We start from the raw sequence: 21109 nt of genomic DNA, 5'->3' as shown, positions 1-21109 counted from the left end.
TAGGGCTAATTGTGCATCTGCTGGGCAAACAAATTAGCCTGTAATTCAGAGCCGGCAATCGTTTTGACGATTTAGATAAAATTTTCAATGTGACACTTTAGGGTGCGGAATGTGGGTTAGTTGAAATTCCCCCACTACCCCACCACCCCACTTCCCCACACCCCACTCCCCACACCCCACCACCCCACTTCCCCACACCCCACACCCCACACCCCACACCCCACACCCCACACCCCACACCCCACACCCCACACCCCACGTCGCTGTTGGAGAAAATCTTAAATTTGTCTCGCAAATTTCTAAAATGTTGCTAAGTTAATATTATGAGCTTGCGCTCTGATCAATCATGGTGCAAATGTACCAAAAACAGATTCCCGTAAAAGCAATGAGGGATGAAATTTATCCGTAATAATCCGATCAAATTAAATACAATAGCTAAAGACTAAAGGAATTAGCAAGGGCCAATAGGGATGCTGTTCCCCTTGCCATTGGGAACAGTTAACCCGTCCAATAATTCCTTTGATTGTTAGCTATCTGGTCAACACCGCAGACAAACCGGCGATCAGATTTCAGTCCTCCAGCCATTTACCCAATTTTTGCAGGAGCCAGATTATGAGTTGACCGAGCTAAAACAGCATTCCGTGTCGCTAAAATCGCATCGACACAAGAGAATTTAAGCAAAGATCTTCTCCCATTTGTTGTAATTAAAGCTACAATCGGAAAAGTCTTTCCCCGTCTCGGATTGGAGACACAAATTCGTTCAGTATCACCTAGATTGAGATTCGATCTTCTAGTTTTGCACAGAAGGAGCAAGAGGAAAACGGCATGACGCAGGCCCACGATGTACTAACCCTTACCGAGCCGCAATTGGATTTAGATTTGATTGACCTAGACGAAGACTTCGATGATGAGGATATCGAGTTAGAGCTAGAAGAAACCAGCGATAGCAACGATGGCAAAAAAACCCGCCGCCTTGCCAGCGCTCGTCGTCGCGACGCGGCCAGAAAAAAACCCTATACGGAAGATTCGATTCGGATTTATCTGCAAGAGATCGGCAGGATTCGGTTATTGAGAGCGGAGGAGGAGATCGAATTAGCGAGAAAAATCGCCGATCTACTGAAATTAGAACGTATTCGCGAAGATTTTCGCCTCTATACCGATGCTGAATGGGGAAAACAGGTGTTCTTGTTCGAGCGCATCGAAAAAATTATCGCCGAAAAATCGGAAAAAGAACCGAAATTATCGGATATTAAGGGTTATTTAGGTAAGACGGAGCTAATGGCTCCCCTGGTGGAAGAATGGCTGGCGAAATCAAAGGAATACTTATCGGCCTTTAAGCGTCGTTTGTACCATGGTCGCCGCGCTAAGGAAAAAATGGTACAATCGAACCTGCGTTTAGTGGTTTCCATCGCCAAGAAATACATGAACCGCGGTCTTTCCTTCCAAGATTTAATTCAAGAAGGTTCCCTCGGTTTGATCCGCGCCGCCGAAAAATTCGACCACGAAAAGGGTTATAAATTCTCCACCTATGCCACTTGGTGGATTCGTCAAGCCATCACCCGGGCGATCGCCGATCAATCCCGCACCATTAGACTTCCCGTCCACCTCTACGAAACCATCTCCCGGATCAAAAAAACCACCAAGATTCTTTCTCAGGAAATGCGTCGCAAACCCACCGAGGAAGAAATCGCCACCAAGATGGAGATGACCATTGAAAAACTGCGTTTTATTGCCAAATCTGCCCAATTACCTATTTCTCTAGAGACTCCCATCGGGAAAGAAGAAGATTCCCGTTTAGGAGACTTTATCGAAGCAGATGGGGAAACCCCAGAAGATGAAGTTTCTAAAAATTTATTACGCGAGGATTTAGAAAATGTCCTCGATACCCTTAGTCCTCGTGAACGCGATGTGCTGCGTCTGCGCTACGGTTTGGATGACGGCCGGATGAAAACCCTCGAAGAAATCGGCCAAATCTTCAACGTCACTCGCGAGCGCATTCGTCAAATAGAAGCCAAGGCTCTGCGGAAACTGCGTCACCCTAACCGTAATAGTATCCTCAAAGAGTACATTCGTTAACTTCCCGTCCTTAAAAAACTAGAAACTGAGTCTCCTTGAGGCTCAGTTTTACTGTCATCTACACTTCCCCATCTGTGGGAACCTAATCCTGAAAATATCTCTGGGGTTGCCCCAATCTTGTTCAGAAAACTCTTGCAACAAATAGCACAAATCTGTTATTATGGTTTGTCTGTGTCCCGATTAACCATACCAGTATTGAGAACGAGAAACGACTGTGGCTAATACAAAGTCTGCACTCAAACGAGTCCAAATCTCCGAAAGAAATCGACTACGCAACAAAGCGTACAAGTCAGCCGTAAGAACCCTGATCAAAAAATGTCTTGTCGCTGTCTCGGCCTACGGAGCCAACCCCAGCCCGGAAGGACTAGAAAGCGCCCAACAAGCTCTATCGGAAGCTTACAGTAAAATCGATAAAGCCGTCAAGCGCAACGTCTTGCACCGGAACAACGGCGCTAGAAAAAAAGCCGGTTTAGCCAAAGCTTTGCAAAAAGTTAGCCAAGCTTCCTAAGAAACAAGTAAGCTGTAATCAGGACAGACGCAACAAGCGATCGGGGGTCGATGCAATTAATAGATACGCACGTTCATTTGAACTTTGACGTTTTGCAAGCCGACTTGCCCGCTATCTCCGAACGTTGGCGAAGTGTGGGAGTCGTTCATCTGGTTCACTCCTGTGTCGAACCGGATGAATTTGCGGCGATTAAAGCCATTGCCGATCAATTTGAGGAAATTTCCTTCGCCGTCGGTTTACATCCCCTAGATGCCCAAAAATGGCGAGATAATAGTGCCGATCAGATCGAATCCCTAGCCCGATCTGATCGGCGCGTCGTGGCGATCGGGGAAATGGGTTTAGACTTCTATAAAGCGGATAATCAAGAGCAGCAAAAACAGGTCTTTTGGACGCAATTAGAAATCGCCCATCGTCTCGATAAACCCGTGATTATCCATTGTCGAGATGCGGCCCCGGTCATGCGGGAGGAAATCAGCGCCTTTCGGCAACAAGTGGGCAAAATTCGCGGCGTGATGCACTGCTGGACTGGCAACCCCGAAGAAACTCAATGGTTTTTAGATTTGGGTTTTTACATCAGCTTTAGCGGCATTGTCACCTTCAAAAACAGTAAAACCGTGCAAGCTGCCGCCCAAATTGTCCCCAGCGATCGCCTACTGATCGAAACCGATTGCCCCTTTCTCTCACCCAATCCCCACCGCGGTAAACCTTGTGAACCCTCTTTCGTCTTCCATGTGGCCGAAACCGTCGCCCGTCTGCGCGGCTATCCGGTCGAAACCCTAGCCGAACAAACCACCCAGAACGCCCGCAACTTATTTCAACTCCCCAGTTAAAAAACATAGTTTATTAGCACAGAGCAGGGGACGGGGAAATGGGGAAATGGGGAAATGGGGGAATTCAACTAAAACCCTAAAACCCCAACACCCTAAAACCCTAAAACCCCAACACCCAACCCCTAAAAACCCCGATCTCCGAGAGCAATTCCCGACCGTCGCTATCGTGTCATCAGCCCTTGTAACCCTATGAACAATCTTACCTTTAACCTCTTACCCGACCTCATCGAAATCCAACACTCCAGTTTTCGGTGGTTTTTGGAAGAAGGACTAATCGAGGAACTGAATAGCTTTTCCCCCATCAGCGACTATACAGGTAAATTAGAACTACATTTCCTCGGCCAGGACTACAGACTCAAAGAACCGAAATACAACGTCGATGAAGCCAAACGACGCGATAGCACCTATTCCGTTCAGATGTACGTTCCCACCCGTCTAATCAACAAAGAAACGGGAGAAAACATCGAACAGGAAGTCTTTATCGGCGATTTACCCCTGATGACCGAACGGGGAACCTTTATCATTAACGGGGCCGAACGAGTCATCGTCAATCAGATCGTCCGTTCCCCCGGTGTTTACTACAAAGCCGAAATCGACAAAAACGGTCGCCGTACCTACTCCGCTTCCCTGATTCCCAACCGAGGAGCTTGGTTAAAATTTGAAACCGACAAAAACGGCTTAGTCTGGGTCAGAATCGACAAAACCCGCAAATTATCCGCCCAAGTTCTCCTGAAAGCGATCGGATTGAGCGATAACGAAATCTTTGACTCCCTACGCCATCCCGAATTCTACCAAAAAACCCTCGACAAAGAAGGCAATCCCAGCGAAGAAGAGGCCCTCCTCGACCTGTACCGCAAACTACGCCCCGGGGAACCTCCCACCGTCACCGGCGGACAACAACTGCTCGAATCGCGCTTTTTTGACAATAAACGCTACGATCTCGGTCGCGTTGGTCGTTATAAACTCAACAAAAAACTACGCCTCAACGTCCCCGATAACCAGCGCGTTCTGACCACCACCGACATCTTAGCGGCGATCGACTACCTAATTAACCTCGAATTTGACATCGGCAACACCGACGACATCGACCACCTCGGCAACCGTCGCGTCCGTTCCGTGGGTGAACTGCTACAAAACCAAGTGCGAGTGGGTTTAAACCGCTTAGAAAGAATCATTCGGGAACGGATGACCGTCAGCGAATCCCAAAACCTCACCCCCGCTTCCCTAGTCAACCCGAAACCCCTAGTAGCGGCGATTAAAGAATTCTTTGGTTCCTCGCAACTCTCCCAGTTTATGGATCAAACCAATCCCCTAGCGGAATTGACCCATAAACGCCGTATTTCCGCCCTTGGACCCGGCGGTCTCACCAGGGAACGGGCCGGTTTTGCCGTGCGCGACATCCACCCCTCCCACCACGGTCGCATTTGTCCGGTGGAAACCCCAGAAGGTCCCAACGCCGGTTTAATCGGCTCCCTGGCCACCTACGCTCGCGTCAACGACTACGGTTTTATTGAAACCCCCTGTTATGTGGTGGAAAATGGCCGAGTACGCTATGATCTCCCCGTTAAATACCTAACCGCCGACGAAGAAGACGATCTGCGGGTGGCACCCGGAGACGTGGCCACCGATGAAAATGGTTATATCCTCGGCGAAACTATCCCAGTGCGCTATCGGCAGGAATTCTCCACCACTTCCCCCGAACAAGTGGACTACGTTTGTGTTTCCCCCGTCCAAATTGTCTCGGTGGCAACTTCCCTGATTCCCTTCCTCGAACACGACGACGCTAACCGCGCCCTCATGGGTTCTAATATGCAACGACAAGCGGTTCCCCTGCTGCGTCCCGAACGTCCCCTTGTGGGTACCGGATTGGAAGCACAGGCCGCTCGCGACTCCGGCATGGTGATCGTTTCCCGTACCAATGGGGTTGTTTCCTACGTCGATGCTAACCGGATTCGCATCAAAGTGGCGGATGAAGACAAAGAGATTTTCGGCAAGAGCGAGATCGAGTACGAAATTCAGAAATATCAACGCTCTAACCAAGATACCTGCTTAAATCAGCGTCCTTTAGTCTATCAAGGGGAACAAGTTGTACCCGGGCAGATTCTCGCCGATGGTTCCGCCACCGAAGGAGGGGAAATCGCCCTCGGCCAGAATATCCTCGTCGCCTATATGCCCTGGGAAGGCTATAACTACGAAGATGCGATTTTAATCAGTGAACGACTGGTGGCACAAGATGTCTATACCAGTATCCACATCGAAAAATACGAGATCGAAGCCCGTCAAACTAAACTTGGACCGGAGGAAATCACCAGGGAAATTCCCAACGTCGGTGAAGATGCCCTGCGAAACCTCGATGAACGCGGCATTATTCGCATCGGTGCCTGGGTAGAAGCCAGCGATATCCTTGTGGGGAAAGTCACCCCGAAAGGCGAATCAGACCAACCCCCCGAAGAAAAACTACTGCGGGCAATTTTCGGCGAAAAAGCCAGGGATGTACGGGATAACTCCCTACGCGTCCCCAACGGCGAAAAAGGCCGGGTAGTCGATGTGCGGGTATTTACCCGCGAACAGGGGGATGAATTACCCCCCGGGGCCAATATGGTGGTGCGGGTCTATGTTGCCCAAAAACGCAAAATCCAAGTGGGCGATAAAATGGCGGGTCGTCACGGCAATAAAGGGATTATTTCTCGCATTCTGCCCCTAGAAGATATGCCCTACCTCCCCGATGGTCGTGCCGTCGATATCGTTCTCAATCCCCTAGGGGTTCCCAGTCGCATGAACGTCGGTCAGGTGTTTGAATGTTTACTGGGTTGGGCCGGGGAAAATCTGGGCGTACGCTTTAAGATTACTCCCTTTGACGAAATGTACGGGGAAGAAGCCAGCCGTTTAACCGTCCACGGATTGCTAGAAAGTGCCTCGAAAAAACCCAATCGCGATTGGGTGTTCAAGGAAGAACACGCCGGCAAAGTCACCGTCTATGATGGTCGCACCGGGGAACCCTTTGACCGTCCCGTTACCGTCGGTATGGCCTATATGTTAAAACTGGTTCACCTGGTTGATGATAAGATTCACGCCCGCTCTACCGGTCCCTACTCCTTGGTTACCCAGCAACCCCTGGGCGGTAAAGCTCAACAGGGGGGTCAGCGCTTCGGAGAAATGGAAGTCTGGGCCCTAGAGGCCTACGGGGCGGCCTATACCTTGCAGGAATTGCTAACGGTAAAATCCGATGATATGCAAGGACGGAATGAAGCTTTAAATGCGATCGTAAAAGGCAAGCCGATTCCCCGCCCGGGTACGCCAGAATCCTTTAAGGTTTTGATGCGAGAATTGCAATCCCTCGGCCTCGATATCGCCGTTCACAAGGTGGAAAATGCCCCCGATGGTACTTCCCGCGATGTGGAGGTGGATCTGATGGTCGATGTCGGTCGTCGCGCCCCCTCTCGCCCCACCTACGAATCCTTAACCACGGAAGACCTTGAAGAAGAAGAATCGGAAGTGTAATTTCAGTTATCAGTTATCAGTTATCAGTTATCAGTTATCAGTGAGAAGTCAGGAGTCAGTCCCGATGAAAAAATTTTCACCCCCACAGATGAAAGAGGTTTCTTTCCCTACACCCCACACCCTACACCCTCTTTCCAGTCAGGAGACAGGAGAGAATTTTCAAGGAAAAAGCCAAAAAAAGGACAGTAAAGTAAAAATTTGCCTATTCCCCGTTCTCTATTCCCTGTTTCCTGTTCCCTTTTCTAACTGATAGCTGAATGCTGATGGCTGATAGCTAATAGCTGTTTACTTGTTACCCGGATCGAGATGTTTTATAACCAAACTGTTGACAAAGGAAAACTGAAAAAACTGATCGCTTGGGCCTATCAAAACTACGGTTCGGCGCGCTGTTCACAAATGGCCGATGAATTGAAAAACCTCGGGTTTCGTTTCGCTACCAAAGCGGGGGTTTCCATTAGTGTGGATGATTTAACCGTACCACCGGCTAAACGACAGATGATCGAAAGTGCCGAACAGGAAATCCGGCAAACCGAACAGCGTTATGTGCGCGGGGAAATCACCGAAGTGGAACGCTTCCAAAAAGTAATTGACACTTGGAATAGTACATCTGAATCGCTTAAAGATGAAGTAATTCGCAACTTCCAAGTCACCGATCCCCTCAACTCCGTCTATATGATGGCTTTCTCCGGGGCGCGGGGTAATATGAGCCAAGTGCGTCAGTTAGTGGGAATGCGGGGATTAATGGCTAATCCCCAGGGGGAAATTATCGACCTGCCGATTAAGACTAACTTCCGGGAGGGATTGACCGTTACCGAATACGTTATTTCCTCCTACGGGGCGCGCAAAGGTTTAGTTGATACAGCCCTACGGACGGCAGATTCCGGTTATCTCACCCGTCGTCTCGTCGATGTGTCCCAAGATGTCATCGTCCGCGAGGCAGATTGTGGCACTAATCGTTATGTTGAATTAACCGCCATGACCGATGGCGATCGCGTGTTAATTCCCTTAAGCGATCGCTTATTAGGTCGTTCCTTGGCCGAAGATGTGGTGGTCAATGGAGAAGTGATCGCCACCCGCAACCAGATTATCGATGACGAAACCGCCGAAAAATTAGGGCGACTCGTCGATAAAATCAAAGTCCGCAGTCCCTTAACCTGTGAAGCGGCCCGCTCGGTTTGCCAAACCTGTTACGGTTGGAGTCTGGCCCACGGTCATCCGGTGGATATGGGGGAAGCAGTGGGGATTATTGCCGCCCAATCGATCGGGGAACCGGGGACTCAGTTAACCATGCGTACCTTCCACACCGGGGGCGTATTTACCGGAGAAGTAGCCCGGCAAGTGCGGAGTCCCTTCGAGGGAACCGTGCGTTTTCTGCCGGGGTTAAGTATCCGTAACGTGCGAACTCGCCACGGGGATGAACGGGATCAGGTGGAGGCACCGGGGGAAATTAAATTAACACCCAAGGATAAAACTAAAGAAACTGTCACCTACTCTTTGACTCCTGGTTCGCTGCTATTCGTCACCGATGGGGCAACAGTAAGCGAGGAACAGTTACTAGCGGAAATTACCTCTGATAAAGTCCAAAAATCCACGGAAAAAGCCACAAAAGACGTAACCAGTGACTTAGCTGGCGAGGTGCTATTCTCCCAATTAGTCCCAGAGGAAAAAACCGATCGCCAAGGCAACACCACCCGCATCGCCCAACGGGGGGGATTACTATGGATTCTCTCCGGAGAAGTGTATAACTTGCCAACCGGGGCCGAACCCGTGGTCAGTAACGGCGATACAGTACAAGTGGGGGATGTTCTGGCGGAAACTAAGCTGGTATCCACTAACGGCGGTTTGGTGCGTTTAGCCCCCAATAGCCGGGAAATCGATATCGTCACCGCTTCCGTGTCCTTGGAGCAGGCCGAAGTAAAAGTAGAAAGTAGTGCCGGTCGAGAACAATTTATTATTCATACGGTCGATGGTCAACGCTTCCTGCTGAAAACCACTCCGGGGACAAAAGTACAGAATCATGCCATTGTCGCCGAGTTAATCGACGATCGCTATCAAACCCACACCGGCGGGATGATTAAATACGTCGATATCGAAGTCTCCAAAGGCAGCCGCAAACAGGGTTATGAAATCACCAAAGGCGGCACGATCCTCTGGATTCCCGAAGAAACCCACGAAGTCAATAAAGATATCTCCCTCTTACAGGTGGAAGATGGGCAGTATGTGGAAGCAGGGGAAGAAGTGGTTAAAGACATCTTCTGTAACTCTAGCGGTGTGGTGGAAGTCATCCAGAAAAATGACATCCTCCGGGAGATCATTGTCAAACCGGGGCTGTTATTTATGGATCTCGAACCGGAATCCTCTGGAATTGCCCAAGAACAGTTAATTTACCCCGGGACACAGTTAACTCCCGAAGTCACGATCGAGGAGTTACGGCAAGCGGAATGGGTGGAAACTAACGAGGGTTTGGGTTTACTACTGCGACCGGTACAGGAGTTCACTGTACAAGACCAATCCACTTCTCCCACCCAAGGTTCCGCTAACCAAGAAGGAGGACGACATATCGAACTGCGATCGGTGCAGCGCATCTTCTTTAAAGACGGTGAAAGAGTTAAATCCGTCGAGGGTTGTCAACTGATCAGCACCCAATTAGTCCTCGAAATTTCCAGCGAAGAACCAGAATCAGTCTCCCATCTGACGGCCGATATCGAGTTAGAACCGATTGAGGACACGGATTGTCAGCGTTTACAGTTAGTTATTCTCGAATCTCTGGTGCTGCGTCGAGATAGTGATAATGATCCTTTAGGGGGTAATATTCAGACTCGCGTTCTCGTCCAAGATGGCGATGAAATTCCACCGGGGGCAGTGGTAGCCAGGACCGAAATCCAGTGTAAGGAAGCTGGAGAAATTCGCGGGATTCGCAAGGGCAGCGAAGCGGTGCGCCGTCTTTTAATTGTGAGTGACCGTGACGAGTTTATTCTCCCGCTCGCTGTTGCTCCCACCGTCAAAGCCGGGGATCTGGTAATCGCCGAAGCTGAGATCGCTGCCGGAGTTTTAGCCCCCAATTCCGGTCAAGTGCTGGCCGTTGACAAAACCACCACTGGTTATGAAATCCGTCTGCGTAAGGCACGACCCTACCGAGTATCGGCGGGGGCCATTCTGCACATCGATGAGGGAGATCTGGTCCAACGGGGCGATAATTTGGTGCTGTTGGTGTTTGAGCGCTCGAAAACCGGGGATATCATTCAAGGTTTACCGAGAATCGAAGAACTGCTCGAAGCGCGTAAGCCGAAAGAGGCCTGTGTCCTGGCACGCAAACCGGGAGTTTGTCAAGTGGAGTACCAAGATTCTGAGATCGTCGATATTAAGGTGGTCGAGGATGACGGCACGATCAGTGAATATCCGCTTTTAGGCAGTCAAAACCCTCTGGTGAGCGATAATCAGCGTATTGATGTGGGTCAGGCGTTAACCGATGGTCAGGCTAATCCCCACGAGATTTTAGAGGTGTTCTTTAATTATTATGTGGATAGCCTGGGCAGTTACGAGGCAGCCCTGAAAGCCTTGGAAAAAACCCAGATGTTCCTCGTTGATCAGGTACAGTCGGTTTACCAATCCCAAGGTATCGATATTGCCGATAAACATATTGAAGTGATCGTGCGTCAGATGACCTCTAAGGTGCGGATCGATGACGGCGGCGATACCAGTATGTTACCCGGGGAATTGTTGGAACTGCGACAGGTGGAGACGGTAAACGAAGCCATGTCGATCACCGGTGGGGCGGCAGCTAAATATACGCCTGTACTACTGGGGATCACCAAAGCTTCCTTGAATACCGATAGCTTTATCAGTGCCGCCTCCTTCCAAGAAACCACCCGCGTCCTCACCGAAGCGGCGATCGAAGGCAAGTCCGACTGGTTACGGGGTCTCAAGGAAAACGTGATTATCGGTCGTCTGATTCCGGCGGGTACTGGCTTCAATTCCCACGAAAACACGGCGGGGATCAGCGATTACACCCCCCCAGAGGAGGAATATAACTACAACAATCGTAGCTATTACGCTCCCCCCGGCGGCCTCGGCTTGCCCCCTCGTCCCGGTTTCGGCGATAGTAGCGAGGATAGCGATATGATTCTTGACGATCAAACCGCTCGCGCCTACGCTGAGGGTGATGTGGTCGATTTAGAGGATGATGAGATGGCTTTCCTCTCCTCCCGCGGCAGCAGTCGCTTTAGTCGCCAACCCATCAGCGATCGCTGGTCAGAACCGGATGAGGAAGGAGATGAGGACGATTTCGAGGAGGATTACGAAGAAGAAGAATAATCGTCTGTGGAGATATTACAAGGAGCAGTGGGAGACAAGGGGAGGCAAGGGCAATTTTTCTCGAGAAAAACCCCGATTATTCCCCAAGAATCTCCTGCTTCTCTCCCCAAACTCCTTAATTTTCTGGCTAACTCATACTAAATCCGGTTATTAAAGACTGATTATCTATTGCCCCTTTTGCCTTTTGCCTTTTGCATGAGTGCCTGTCCTCATAAGTAGGGTTGGCGGAATAAATCTAAAAACCTTGGCCTACCATTGGAGTGATTGGGGGGAAAATTTAGGGATTTTTTCCCTGAAAATTAGGTAATTGACCACCTGAAAATGGGTAAAACCCCACACCCCACACCCCACACCCCACACCCTGCCACCACCGAAAAACTTTTTCAGCAGACCCTAAGTAGCCTATACTCAACGGATTTAGTATCACCTAAGTTTGGCAATATAAAGAAGGCAGCCTTTTTTGTCAACCGGAAAGGAGACAAAGTTAGGATTTTAAGAATTTTCTCTCAAGTCGGGATGACAGGATTTGAACCTGCGGCATCCTGCTCCCAAAGCAGGCGCGCTACCAAGCTGCGCTACATCCCGAAGTCGATTCCTTTTTTAGTATAGCTTAAGAGCCGCATTCTTAATCGGGATACCAAAACATACCTTTGATACCTTCGGGATCGAGAACAAAACCGAGACGACGATAGAAATCCACCACCTGCGGATCGGCGAAAAGAGTTATATTACTGATGTCCTCACCCCGCAACTTCCTGATCATAAATTTCATTAATGCTTTACCAAAGCCTTTACTTTGATAGTGAGGATGAACAACCACATCCCAGACTGTAGCATTAAAAGCGTGATCGGAAGTGGCACGGGCAAAACCCACTAAACGACGGCGATTACCTCGCACTTCCCACATCGACACCACTAAAAAACTACATTCGATCGCCTTTTTAACTTTGCGTAAAGGACGACGGGCCCAACCTACCGAGTCACAAAGTTCTTCTAACTCATATAGATCTAGCTCTCGATCGGTACTAAAAAACACTCGCGTCTGTCCGAGGTCATTCTGGGCAACCTCTACCAAGTCTCCCGAATAGTCAGGAGATGCAGTGACTTCCGAGCTATTAAACAATCTTTTCCAAAAAACCATGCCGGGGGGCTACTGCCTCAATATTATCCTTTTAGCCTAGTATATTTTATTTTCCCCTGTCTACGAACAATCGGGCAACCTGAGTCCAAATTTGATTGGTTGAGTACGGAGAGGGTGGGATTTGAACCCACGAACCATTGCTGGTTACTCGATTTCAAGTCGAGCGCGATCGACCACTCTGCCACCTCTCCAAGGCAGCTAGACCTATATCCTATCATTAGATCTCCCGCATAAATCAAAAAATTTTCGGCAAATGTAGGGAAAAGGGGTGCATATTATCGGGTTAAGGGTTAAGGGTTAAAGGTTAAAATTTCCCCTTTCCCCCTTCCCTGACTTCTGCAAGAGGTCTATTCTGGTACATTAGAAGCGTGATTAGGGCTTTCTGAGCAGGGTTTTGGGCGGGCCTATCGGCCAGACCTGGATCACTTCCCCTTACCACCCCCGCCGGGATGACCGACTTATTCCTTTAATTTCTGTAATTTTCGGCTTTCACGGGGAAAACTAAAATTAAAATAGGGGGGAGTGCCTTAAAATTGCTGTTTTGACGTATAATCACCTCAATAAAATTTAGAAGCTCCTAGAGTTGATAGTTTTAAACATTTCTGAGAGGAAAATGTATTTATTATGAGTTCAATTATTGAAATCGGCGACCAAAAAATTAACCAGTCACAGGTCTTGCCTCTTTTGGCAAAATATGGTATGTTACCCCAGTTAATTCTGGAAGTAATTATCGAGCAAGCGATCGCCAATATCACCTGCAATCCCGAAGAAAGAAACGCCGCCTATTCCCGTTTCTATCAAAATAATCAAATTGCCAACGATGAACAAATGAAATCCTGGTTACGACAAAACGGGATGGATTCCGAACAACTAGAATATCTAATTCTTCGGGACGTTAAATTGGAAAAATTTAAACAGGAGACTTGGGATAACAAAGTAGAATCCTACTTCTTGCAAGTCAAAAATCAATTGGATAAGGTGGTTTATTCGCTGATTCGGACAAAAAATATCGGCATTGCCCAGGAACTATTTTTCCGGATACAGGATCGAGAAAATAGCTTCGCTGAACTAGCCAAAAAATACTCCCAAGGCTCAGAAGCGGAAACCGGAGGACTAATCGGACCTGTGGAACTGAGCACCCCCCATCCCCAGATCGGGCAAATTCTCAAGGCAAGTAAACCGGGGCAACTGTGGCCACCGACGCAAGTGGGAGAATGGGTGGTGATTGTGCGGCTGGAAAAATACTTATCCTGTGAACTGGATCCTCCCACCCGTCAACGCTTACGCAATGATTTATTCCAACAATGGTTAACGGCTCAAATGCAAACAGTGAAATTTATCTCCGAATCAAACCCAGTCAATAGCGAGCAGGTATCGATTATATAGCATTTCCTTGCAACACTGGGTAAACCCAGTCTTTTCGCTTAATTATTTGCCAACCTAGTCAATTTTCGCCTAGCCAATGAGTTATACCACCTTAGATTTTACCGCCTTTCTGGAGACCGTACAGCCCTTCGATCGCCTGCCCGTCGAGGTTAGACGTTCCCTCGGCCAGAAATTACAACCCCTTCGCTATGAGATGGGCAATGCGATCCTCAAGTGCGATCGCTTACCCTCCCACCTCATCCTTCTCTACGAGGGAGAGGCCAGACTTTTGGGTTACGATGCTAGGGTAAACAATCCGCTGCCGGTCACTTTGGCTAAATTACAGCCGGGGGATTTATTCGGGTGGATGAGTCTTCTGCGCGCTACCCCCTGTGAAACGGTTATCGCTTCTTCGGAAGTCACGATCTGTTTAACCTTAAAACAAGAGGATTTTTGGTCTTTAATCAATAATTACCCCGAATTTAAGCAATATTTCTTTAAAGAAACCTCGATCGCTGAAGTTTATGCTCTCCTAGGCTCCTATCTTAATCAACAGGCCTGGGGTGGGGGGGACCTGAAAGAAATTGCTCAGGCTCTTTTAAACAAAGCTTGTGTGTCCTACAACCAGATTAACGATGATTATCTCTGGTTAGTCAGCGAAAATACCGATAATTATCCTATCGGCACAGTTATCACCCAGAACAATCCGACTAACACCCGCTTATTAGGTCTTTCCTCCGACCAGTTAGATGAATTCTTGACAGTGGAAACCGAAGCGGCTGCGGAAACAGAAACGGATGATATCCTAGAAACCCAAGTCATCAAGGGAAATAAACCCACCCAGGTATTAGATATCCCCCAGGGAAAAATAAGCGACATCACCAGCGATATCGCCCTTGAAAAAACGGTCGAGAAAAACCGCAAGTCCTATGCTTTTTTCGGGGGAAAAACGGAACTAGAGGCGGTGAGTGCCTGTTTTCAGATGCTCTGCAAATATTTTAATATCCCCTTTCGCAAGGACGTGATCCAACGCATCCTAGGGGATCAACTGCAAAGAACCGGCAGCCTTTCCCTGCCCCTGTGTGGGGCTGTAGCCGAGGTAGTGGGACTCCATAGCCAATTAGTACCCCTAAATGCTTCTTCCTTGCCCAATATCAACCCTCCTGCCCTAATTCGCTGGCAAGACAGCATCGTTATCCTCTACGAAATTAATCAACGGGAAACCACAATCGCTGTTCCCCAAAGGGGGATAATTAAACGCCAAACCAGCGAATTTCTGGAATCTTGGGGCGAAAAAGGGGAAGTAATTCTGCTCAAACCCACCAAACACACCCAGCAACAGCGTTTTGGTCTATCATGGTTTTGGCCTTCTGTCAAGAAACATAAACGAGTCTTAATAGAAGTTTTTATCGCTTCTTTCTTCGTGCAGTTATTTGCCCTGGCCAATCCCTTGATGATTCAGGTGATCATCGATAAAGTGATTGTGCAGAATAGCCCGGAAACCTTGAATACCCTCGGGGTTTTCCTGTTAGTAATTGCCGTTTTCGAGGGAATTTTAACCTTTTTGAGAACATCCCTTTTTGTCGATACCACTAACCGCATCGACATGACCCTCGGTTCAGAAATTATCGATCACCTGCTGCGCTTACCCCTGAAATACTTTGAACGGCGGCCAGTGGGGGAAATTTCGACAAGAATCAACGAATTAGAGAATATTCGGCAATTTTTAACGGGGACAGCCTTAACGGTGGTGTTAGATGCCATTTTCTCGGTTATCTACATCGTGGTTATGTTGATCTATAGCCCGATCCTAACCTTCTGGGCCCTGGGAGTCGTGCCGATTTTAGTTCTCTCCACAGCTATTTTCGCACCGATCGTGCGGCGACAACTGCGAGCAAAAGCCGAACGAAACGCCGAAACCCAATCCTATCTCGTGGAGGTAATGACAGGAATTCAAACGGTGAAAGCACAAAATATCGAATTGCGTTCCCGTTGGCAGTGGCAAGAGCGTTATGCGCGCTATGTGGCCGAAGGTTTTCAAACGGTAATGACCTCAACTTTGGCCGGTTCCTTTAGTCACTTCTTTAACCAATTATCGGGTTTATTAGTGCTTTGGGTGGGAGCAGCCCTAGTTTTAGACGGAAAACTCACTCTTGGTCAATTAATTGCCTTCCGGATTATCGCTTCCTACGTTACCTCGCCGATTCTGCGTTTGACCCAACTCTGGCAAAACTTCCAAGAAACTGGCTTATCCCTGGAAAGATTAGCCGATATCGTCGATACTCCCCAAGAAGCGGAACTCGATCGCCAAAATATCCCCATGCCCTTAATTAAAGGCACCGTCACCTACGAAAACCTCGCTTTCCGCTTCAATCCCCACGGCCCGCTGCAACTATACAACGTCAATTTAGAATTCCCGGCCGGTACTTTTGTCGCTTTGGTGGGAGAAAGTGGCGCCGGGAAAAGTACCGTCACTAAATTGTTAGCCCGTCTCTATGAACCAGAATCGGGACGGATTCTCATCGATGGCTACGATATCAACAAAGTGGAACTCTATTCCCTCCGTCGTCAAATCGGCATGGTTCCCCAAGAAACCCTATTATTTGACGGTACGGTACAGGAAAATATCGCCCTGACTAACCCCGATGCGACTGTGGAGGAAATTGTCTCGGCAGCGAAAACGGCGGCGGCCCACGAATTTATTATGACCCTGCCCAATGGCTATAATACCCGCGTCGGTGAACGGGGGGCATCCCTATCGGGGGGACAACGACAACGGGTTGCGATCGCTCGTTCCGTCCTGCAAAGACCGCAAATTCTCATTCTTGATGAGGCCACCAGCGCCCTCGACTATAACACCGAACGGCAAGTGTTTCTGAATCTCAAGGAAGTTTTCAAGGATCACACGGTCTTCTTTATTACCCATCGTTTAGCTTCGATCAAATCCGCCGATATTATTGTCATGATGGATAAAGGCACAATAGCGGAGGAAGGCACCCACGAGGAATTAATGGCCAAAAAAGGCCTTTACTATACTCTCTATAAACAACAGGATTCGCAAATCTAGTTAGTCAGGAGACAGTAATCAGGAGACAGGAGACAGTAATCAGGAGACAGGAGACAGGAGACAGGAGTCAGGAGACAGGAGACAGGAGTCAGGAGACAGGAGTCAGGAGACAGGAGACAGGAGTCAGGAGACAGGAGTCAGGAGTCAGAAGATTAGTTTTATTTATTCTCCCCACACCCCACACCCCACTCCCCACACCCTACACCCTACACCCCATCACCCCACACCCCACACCCCACACCCCACACCCCACTCCCTACACCCTACACCCCATCACCCCACTCCCCACTCCCCACACCCTACACCCTACACCCTACCCCCACGAAAAACTTTTTCAGCAAACCCTAAATATAGGAGAATCCCCATGAACAGCAATTCTAATAACGGTCAAAACGGCAAGGGCAATGGTAAAAGCGATGAACTGACCCAAGCAAGTAAAAACGTGGCCACTACCACGAAAAATAAAAGTATTACCCCTTCTTTACCCACTTTCAGCCCACCGGAACAATCGGTGATTCTGAAACAATCGCCCATTTGGTCACGGACGATTATCTGGACATTAATGAGTGTCACCACTGCCGCTTTAATTTGGTCAGCGCTCGCCAAAATCGAGCAGGTGGTGGGCGCCCAAGGACAACTTAAACCCCAGGGCAAAGTCCAAGAAGTACAAGCACCGGTGAATGGGGTAGTACAGTTCGTGAAAGTTAAAGACGGCGATCGAGTTAACAAAGGTGATGTACTGGTTTTAATGGATTCCAGTGCCTCGCAAGTGCAGTTAGAATCCTTGAGAAAAATTCGCACCAGTGCTGAGAAGGAAAATCAATTCTATCGTCTGTTGATGGCGCAGGATCTGACACCGGCAGCAGTGGAAAGTTCGATCGCTCAATTAAAATTACCGAGTGAAATCGCCGATTTAGCCCGTAATCGTGCCGCTTTGGTGACAGAAAATCAACTTTATCAAGCACAGGTCAGTGAAGGTGCTTCTAGCTCTGCTTTACAAGGGGATGAATTAGCTCGTTTAGGGGCTGCTCGACGGGAGGCCAATTCTCGACAAGCGGCCGCTAGATTGGAAATGGAACAACTAGAAAAACAATTGGCCCAAACTCGGGTACAGTTGGCCGATGCCCGCTCGCAATTAATCAAAGATCGCTTAGTCTTAGAAGAAATTAAGACTCGTAATGCCAATTCGATGAAACAGGGCCAAGAAAGCTTGGATATCGAGCGTAATATTCTCAAGGATATTGAACCCTTGGGGGATGAAGGAGCGATCGCCCGTTATCAGATTAATAAACAAAAACAGTCAGTCACTGACCGTCAAAATGAACTGCAGCAGCAAGAGGCTAACGGCAAAATCGATCGAGAAAAACAAGAGAAAGAAGTACAAACCCGCATCGCCGAAATTTCCCGCCTGGAACAGGAAGAAAAGCGTTATTTCCTGTTGATCTCCCAAGCGCAAGAAAAGCTGATTAATACCACGGTAATCACGGAAAAAGATGTGCGCGATAAAATGGCGGACAATTACAAACGGATCGCTGAAATCGATAGTCAGATCAGTCGCATTATCATTGATAACAACAAGCGCATTGCCGAACTAGACAGTCAAATTAGTCAAGCACAACAGACCATTAAATATCAAAAAATTACCGCCCCCATCGATGGTGTGGTCTTTGATCTCAAGGCCCGGCCCGGGTTTGTTCCCCAACCAAGTCAAGCGGAGGCATTATTAAAACTTGTTCCCGATGGCTGTCCCACCCAGGTCAAAGATGCCGCTAAAGGTTGTTTAGTGGCAGAGGTGGACGTGATTAACCAAGACATCGGTTTTGTGCGCGTGGGACAAAAAGCCGATATTCGCATTGATTCCTTTTCTTACAGTGAATACGGCGATATTAAGGGAGAAGTAATCTCGATCGGTTCTGATGCTTTACCTCCCGATGAAAATCACCGTTTTTATCGGTTCCCTGTCCGGGTACGCTTGAACAGTCAAGAGTTAGTTTTGAAAGATCAATCGACTCTGCCGCTGCAATCGGGGATGTCCGTGAGCGTTAACATCAAAGTCAATGAAAATCGCACTGTTTTGGGACTATTTACCGATATGTTCAATAAACAGGTGGATACTCTCAAACAAGTCCGTTAAGCGAAAAAATTCGGGGGTAGATCCTGCCAACGGCCCGATCCGATAGCGCTAATCGCTTCCGAGAGGTTAACTGCACCGGTATAAAGAGCGCGGCCCACGATTACTCCCGTTACTCCTAAAGGTTCCAAAGACAATAAACTCAGTAGGTCCGTCAGGGAACTAATGCCCCCAGAGGCGATCACGGGAATCTCGACAGATTCGGCTAATTCTCGCAAAGCGGCGATATTAGGGCCAGAAAGCGTGCCATCTCGATGAATATCAGTGTAGATAATCGTACTGGCTCCTCTTTTTGCCATATCTTGACCAAGAGCGATCGCCTCTACCTCGGAAGTTTCTAACCAACCCCGGGTGGCCACTTTACCATCGCGGGCATCAATACCGACAATTATTTGCCCCGGAAAGCTTTGACAAAGTTCGCTGACTAATTCTGGCTTTTCTACGGCTACTGTCCCTAAAATCGCCTTTTCTACCCCGATTTTTAGGAGATTACTCACCGTTTCTAGATCTCGCAGTCCACCCCCCACCTGTACGGGAATGGCAATATCATTAAGAATTGTTTCAATAGTTGACAAATTAACCGATTTACCCTCTTTGGCTCCATCCAAATCAACTAAATGTAATCTGGTTGCCCCCTGATTGACCCATTCTCGCGCCACTATTGCGGGATTATCGTTAAAAACCTGCGATTGTTGGTAATCTCCCTGATAAAGTCGCACACATTTGCCATCGAGAATATCAATAGCGGGGATAACTTCCATGTTTTTCTCAATATCTAACTAAGGAGCGTTTTTCATTATATAGTACCAGCCGTCAGAATTCAGGAGACAGGAGGCAGGAGTCGGTGGTCAGGAGATAGGGTGGTCACTGCGTGCGCATTGCGGGGGGGTGTTGGGGTGTTGAGGTGTTAGGGTTTTAGTTGAAATTCCCCCACTTCCCCACTTCCCCATCTCCCCATTTCCTACACCCCACTTTCCTATACCTTTTAAACGGGATTGAGGATGAGGGGGTCTTAGCCAGCTATTTTAGCTATTTCTGGTTGCTTAGAGATAATCTTCAGAATATTAATCGATTCCTAGGAGAAAAAATTCTTCTAGAATGATAAGTAAATATACGAGAGGAATTATACTCATGTCTGCTGCGAAGTTTCAAACAGCCGCTTCATTATCCGATCGAGAGCTAGAAATACTCGATTTAGTGGCTAATGGTTTAACTAATCAAGAAATCTCGGAAAAGCTAGAGATTAGTAAGCGTACCGTTGATAATCATATTAGTAATATCTTGACAAAAACAAAAACCGATAATCGGGTGGAATTGGTGCGTTGGGCATTGCATTGGGGTAAAGTTTGTCTTGATGATATTAATTGTTGTATCCTTCCTTCCCCAGCGCCGACTGATGATCAGGTTTCCTAAACTTCTGGGACTTTTTCTTGCGGTTAATATCATCAGTCTGGGGGGATGTAGTGATGCGGGTTTTGTCACCCCTCCCCAACAGCTTTTAGGAAATACTTTAAATACCCCTTCCTCTGAAGATAATCCCCGTTTTAACTACGATGGTCGTTATCTGGTCTTTGCCTCCGATCGCATGGGACAACGAACGATTTATTTATTCGATCGAGTGGCTAATCGTTTAGTTCCCCTGCCGGGGTTAAATCAAGCAAAAACCTATCAAGATCAACCGGATATTAGTGCCGATGGTCGCTATATTGTTTATGTGTCGGAACAGTCCGGTAAACCCGATATATATATTTATGATCGACAAACTCTGCAAGCAAAAAATATCACCGAAAATATTTTAGGAGAAGTGCGTCGTCCGACGATTAGTGGTAACGGTCGTTTTATTGCTTTTGAAAGTAATCGTTTCGGTCAATGGAATCTGGAAATATTCGATCGAGGTGGCGAAATTTCTCCTTCTTTACCCCCGATCAATTCTTCCCCGTCCCGATAGTATTGGGGGAGAAGGGAGAAGGGTGTGGGGTGTGGGAAGATGGGGGATGGGAGAGGAGAATATCCACACACCCCGGAATCCCTCCACGCTTACTTTTTGCTCCGTCTCGACCCCACATTCCGCACCCTCAACTGTCACATAAGCTGTCCCCCTCCAGAGACTTGAGTAAAAATACTTAGCTGGTGAAGGTTTTCTCGGTGGCCGTTAGGGGGAGCTTGAGACCCCTAA

General features: G+C 48.2%; 12 protein-coding genes and 2 tRNA genes. 10 read left to right on the top strand and 4 right to left on the bottom strand.

Going from position 1 to position 21109, the window contains the following annotated elements; genetic code table 11:
- Window positions 1–825 precede the first annotated feature (825 nt).
- From rpoD to EWV68_RS21610, 5 genes are all read left to right on the top strand, one after another.
- On the top strand, window positions 826–2076 hold the full coding sequence (gene rpoD / locus EWV68_RS21630) for an RNA polymerase sigma factor RpoD (RefSeq protein WP_061430913.1): 1251 nt from the start codon (window positions 826–828) through the stop codon (window positions 2074–2076).
- Between the two features lie 214 nt (window positions 2077–2290).
- A complete protein-coding gene (gene rpsT / locus EWV68_RS21625; protein ID WP_002737368.1) occupies window positions 2291–2584 on the top strand; it encodes a 30S ribosomal protein S20 in 294 nt (97 codons plus the stop codon).
- A gap of 50 nt (window positions 2585–2634) precedes the next feature.
- Complete coding sequence (locus EWV68_RS21620; protein ID WP_061430914.1) at window positions 2635–3414, top strand: TatD family hydrolase; 780 nt, start codon at window positions 2635–2637, stop codon at window positions 3412–3414.
- Between the two features lie 189 nt (window positions 3415–3603).
- Window positions 3604–6915, top strand: a complete 3312-nt coding sequence (gene rpoB, locus EWV68_RS21615; RefSeq protein WP_061430915.1) for a DNA-directed RNA polymerase subunit beta — start codon at window positions 3604–3606, stop codon at window positions 6913–6915.
- Window positions 6916–7221: 306 nt separating this feature from the next.
- On the top strand, window positions 7222–11229 hold the full coding sequence (locus EWV68_RS21610) for a DNA-directed RNA polymerase subunit beta' (RefSeq protein WP_287171006.1): 4008 nt from the start codon (window positions 7222–7224) through the stop codon (window positions 11227–11229).
- A 511-nt stretch (window positions 11230–11740) separates the two neighbouring features.
- Here EWV68_RS21610 and EWV68_RS21605 read toward each other — a convergent pair.
- From EWV68_RS21605 to EWV68_RS21595, 3 genes are all read right to left on the bottom strand, one after another.
- Window positions 11741–11814: transfer RNA gene (locus EWV68_RS21605), tRNA-Pro, on the bottom strand.
- 40 nt (window positions 11815–11854) lie between these two features.
- Window positions 11855–12370: a GNAT family N-acetyltransferase gene (locus EWV68_RS21600; RefSeq protein WP_002736326.1), complete on the bottom strand. Its 516-nt coding sequence runs from the start codon at window positions 12368–12370 to the stop codon at window positions 11855–11857.
- Between the two features lie 106 nt (window positions 12371–12476).
- Window positions 12477–12561 (bottom strand) — tRNA-Ser (locus EWV68_RS21595).
- Window positions 12562–12994: 433 nt separating this feature from the next.
- Here EWV68_RS21595 and EWV68_RS21590 point away from each other — a divergent pair.
- The 3 genes from EWV68_RS21590 (at window position 12995) to EWV68_RS21580 (ending at window position 18936) form a co-directional block, all read left to right on the top strand.
- On the top strand, window positions 12995–13756 hold the full coding sequence (locus EWV68_RS21590) for a peptidylprolyl isomerase (RefSeq protein WP_061430917.1): 762 nt from the start codon (window positions 12995–12997) through the stop codon (window positions 13754–13756).
- Window positions 13757–13832: 76 nt separating this feature from the next.
- Entirely contained in the window at window positions 13833–16802 is a 2970-nt protein-coding gene (locus EWV68_RS21585; protein ID WP_287171004.1) for a peptidase domain-containing ABC transporter, read from the top strand.
- Between the two features lie 364 nt (window positions 16803–17166).
- Window positions 17167–18936, top strand: a complete 1770-nt coding sequence (locus tag EWV68_RS21580; protein WP_061430918.1) for a beta-barrel domain-containing protein — start codon at window positions 17167–17169, stop codon at window positions 18934–18936.
- Here EWV68_RS21580 and hisA read toward each other — a convergent pair.
- Window positions 18933–19694, bottom strand: a complete 762-nt coding sequence (hisA, locus tag EWV68_RS21575; protein WP_061430919.1) for a 1-(5-phosphoribosyl)-5-[(5-phosphoribosylamino)methylideneamino]imidazole-4-carboxamide isomerase — start codon at window positions 19692–19694, stop codon at window positions 18933–18935. The two genes, EWV68_RS21580 and hisA, sit on opposite strands and share 4 nt — an antisense overlap.
- 370 nt (window positions 19695–20064) lie before the next feature.
- On the opposite strand from hisA, the gene pedR reads away from it, so the two are divergent.
- The gene (pedR, locus tag EWV68_RS21570) at window positions 20065–20346 is read left to right on the top strand and encodes a photosynthetic electron transport-dependent transcriptional regulator PedR (RefSeq protein ID WP_002796218.1); all 282 of its coding nucleotides are present in this window, start codon (window positions 20065–20067) and stop codon (window positions 20344–20346) included.
- On the top strand, window positions 20330–20881 hold the full coding sequence (locus tag EWV68_RS21565) for a TolB family protein (protein WP_061430920.1): 552 nt from the start codon (window positions 20330–20332) through the stop codon (window positions 20879–20881). The genes pedR and EWV68_RS21565 overlap by 17 nt, the downstream gene beginning before the upstream one ends.
- Window positions 20882–21109: the final 228 nt, after the last annotated feature.

It is taken from the genome of Microcystis sp. M_QC_C_20170808_M9Col, assembly GCF_007095495.1.
Lineage (GTDB): Bacteria > Cyanobacteriota > Cyanobacteriia > Cyanobacteriales > Microcystaceae > Microcystis > Microcystis aeruginosa.
Note: the sequence above shows the minus strand (reverse complement) of the source record. Positions and strands in the feature narration are given on the sequence as shown.